Genomic DNA, 2,933 nt, shown 5'->3' on the forward strand with positions numbered 1-2,933 from the left:
ACCCGCACCTGCGGTTTCGGCGCGGAACTGGTGGCGCTGGTGCAAGAACACTGCTTCCCGTACCTGGAAGCGCCCATCGAGCGCGTTACCGGCTGGGATACCCCGTATCCGCATGCACAAGAGTGGGCGTATTTCCCAGGTCCATCCCGAGTGGGTGCGGCGTTGAAACGGGTTATGGAGGTCTGAATGGGCACGCACGTTATTAAAATGCCGGACATTGGCGAAGGCATCGCACAAGTAGAATTGGTCGAATGGTTCGTCAAGGTCGGTGACAGGGTGGTTGAAGACCAGGTGGTGGCCGACGTGATGACCGACAAGGCCACGGTGGATATTCCGTCTCCGGTGTCTGGCATTGTTGTAGCCCTGGGAGGACAGCCCGGTGAAGTCATGGCCGTGGGCAGTGAGCTGATTCGGATCGAAGTAGAGGGCGAGGGCAATCACAAGGAGTCGGCCGTTGTCGCTAAGCCTGAATCTGAGCCTGGGGCGGCTACCGCACCCGTGGTTCAGGCGAAAGTTACGCAAGTAGCCAAACCGGTATCTACTGAAGTTAAATCCGCGCCGCAAGCCCACAGCCCTCGTGAAGCTGACGAACGCCCGCTGGCATCACCCGCCGTGCGCAAACGCGCACTGGATTTGGGTATTACGTTGCGCTTGGTGCAAGGCCGCGGCCCAGCGGGGAACATCCGCCACGAAGACCTTGATGCCTACATTGAACAGAGTCAGCAATCTATTGCAGCTCCTGCCGCCGCGTATGTCCAGCGCACTGACGAACAGCAAATCCCTGTTATCGGATTACGCCGCAAAATCGCCCAGCGCATGCAAGACGCTACTCGGCGCGCCGCGCACTTTAGCTATGTGGAAGAAGTCGACGTCACCGCGCTGGAGGAGCTTCGCGTACACCTCAATCATAAATGGGGCGCCAGTCGCGGCAAACTGACGCTTTTACCATTCCTGGTTCGGGCGATGGTCGTTGCGTTACGCGACTTCCCGCAGATCAACGCGCGCTACGACGACGAGGCGCAAATCATCACCCGCCACGGCGCAGTGCATGTGGGCGTCGCCACGCAAAGCGACAATGGCTTGATGGTGCCGGTGGTGCGTCACGCTGAAACCCGCAGCCTATGGGCCAACGCCGAAGAAATCTCGCGACTGGCGACTGCCGCTCGCACCGGTAAAGCCAGCCGCGATGAAATGTCCGGTTCCACCATCACCCTGACCAGCCTCGGCGCATTGGGCGGCATCGTCAGCACCCCGGTGTTGAACCTGCCGGAAGTGGCCATCGTCGGCGTCAATCGCATTGTCGAACGGCCGATGGTGATTAACGGCCAGATCGTGATTCGGAAAATGATGAACCTCTCCAGCTCGTTCGACCACAGGGTGGTTGATGGCATGGACGCGGCGCAATTCATCCAAGCTATTCGCGGCTTGCTCGAACAACCCGCCACGCTGTTTTTGGAGTGAGCATGCCACAGACTTTGAACACCACGTTGCTGATCATCGGTGGCGGCCCTGGCGGTTATGTTGCCGCGATTCGCGCGGGTCAATTGGGTATTCCGACAATTCTGGTGGAAGGTCAGGCCTTGGGCGGCACCTGCCTCAACGTAGGCTGTATTCCGTCCAAGGCGTTGATTCACGTCGCTGAGCAATTTCACCAAACCAACGCCTTCAGCAAGCAGTCTGCGTTGGGCATCAGCGTGCCGTCCGTGACGTTGGACATTGCCCAGAGCGTGAATTGGAAGAACGGCATCGTTGATCGCCTGACGACTGGCGTTGCGGCACTGTTGAAGAAAAACAAAGTACAAGTGATCCACGGCTGGGCGCGGGTTATTGACGGTAAAACCGTCGAGGTTGAAGTTGGCACCGATGTACAGCGAATTCAGTGTGAGCACCTGCTGCTGGCCACCGGTTCTACTTCAGTAAACCTGCCGATGCTACCCCTTGGCGGGCCGATTATTTCGTCCACCGAAGCGCTGACGCCGCAAGCGATTCCCAAGCGGTTGATCGTGGTGGGCGCTGGATACATCGGTCTTGAACTGGGCATTGCTTATCGCAAATTGGGTGCCGAAGTCAGCGTGGTTGAGGCCCGTGATCGAATCTTGCCAGCTTACGATCAAGAGCTGACGCAGCCGATTGCCGACACCTTGAAACACCTCGGCGTGAAGCTGTACCTGCAACACAGTGTTGAAGGCTTTGATGCGGACACTCAGATGCTGCAAGTGCGCGACTCCGAGGGCCAGACGTTAGGGCTAAATGCGGATCAAGTGCTGGTGGCGGTGGGGCGCAAACCCAACAGCCAGGGCTGGAACCTTGAAGCGTTGTCGCTGGACATGAATGGTGCAGCGGTGAAAATCGACCAGCGCTGCCAGACCAGCATGCGCAATGTGTGGGCCATCGGCGATCTGGCCGGCGAGCCGATGCTTGCCCACCGGGCCATGGCCCAAGGTGAAATGGTCGCGGAATTGATCGCAGGCAAAGCGCGGGAATTCAATCCGGTGGCGATTGCGGCAGTGTGCTTTACCGACCCGGAGTTGGTGGTGGTCGGCAAAACCCCCGAAGAGGCTCAAGCCTCGGGACTGGATTGTCTGGTCGCTAATTTTCCGTTCGCGGCCAATGGCCGGGCGATGACACTGGAGTCCAAAAGCGGCTTTGTGCGGGTCGTGGCACGGCGCGACAATCACTTGATTGTGGGTTGGCAGGCAGTGGGTGTTGGTGTCTCGGAGTTATCCACAGCGTTCGCCCAATCCCTGGAAATGGGCGCACGTCTGGAAGACATCGCCGGCACCATCCACGCCCACCCGACCTTGGGTGAAGCCGTGCACGAAGCAGCACTGCGCGCGCTGGGGCATGCGTTGCACCTGTGAAATAGCGCAAAAGCATGTAGGAGTAGTGGTGTATCAGACACACCGTGTTGTTTGCTTCCCGAACAAGTTCGG

General features: G+C 58.8%; 3 protein-coding genes. All 3 read left to right on the top strand.

The window, feature by feature from the left end; all coding sequences use genetic code 11:
* Positions 1 to 186 (top strand): transketolase C-terminal domain-containing protein (locus M0974_RS31425; RefSeq protein ID WP_297845963.1); only part of this gene is annotated, 186 nt, incomplete at its 5' end.
* The gene (locus M0974_RS31430; protein ID WP_297845965.1) at positions 187 to 1,461 is read left to right on the top strand and encodes a dihydrolipoamide acetyltransferase family protein; all 1,275 of its coding nucleotides are present in this window, start codon (positions 187 to 189) and stop codon (positions 1,459 to 1,461) included. It begins immediately after the preceding gene.
* A gap of 2 nt (positions 1,462 to 1,463) precedes the next feature.
* The gene (lpdA, locus tag M0974_RS31435; RefSeq protein WP_297845966.1) at positions 1,464 to 2,861 is read left to right on the top strand and encodes a dihydrolipoyl dehydrogenase; all 1,398 of its coding nucleotides are present in this window, start codon (positions 1,464 to 1,466) and stop codon (positions 2,859 to 2,861) included.
* Positions 2,862 to 2,933: the final 72 nt, after the last annotated feature.

This window comes from Pseudomonas sp. (genome assembly GCF_026224925.1).
Classification (GTDB): domain Bacteria; phylum Pseudomonadota; class Gammaproteobacteria; order Pseudomonadales; family Pseudomonadaceae; genus Aquipseudomonas.